Raw genomic sequence first — 257 nt, forward strand, 5'->3', positions numbered from 1 at the left:
GGATGGCCGGGCTGAAGAGCCACTTGCCCACCTTCGCCCACTCCCACGACGGGTTGGTGAACAGCGTCTGCCCGAAGTTCAGCAGCAGCACGAGGACCAGGGCCGCCGCGATCCACCGGCCCGGGTGCCGCAACGGCAGGACGGGGCGCTCGGCGAGGCGGCGCAGATCGATGCCGTCCGGCAGCGGGCTGGTGGCGGCCGGAGCCGCGACGGCGGCCGGCTCGACGGCGGTGCCGACCGCGCTCATCGCGCACCTC

Annotated in this window: 1 protein-coding gene; it reads right to left on the reverse strand. The window is 74.7% G+C overall.

The genetic code is table 11. The features are described 5' to 3' along the window. A partial coding sequence (locus tag AC1RPV_RS08025) for a hypothetical protein (protein WP_481764241.1) occupies positions 1-247 on the reverse strand: 247 nt, incomplete at its 3' end. Positions 248-257 lie beyond the last annotated feature (10 nt).

Source organism: Dellaglioa sp. CoH-55-MRSF-9 (assembly GCF_056782155.1).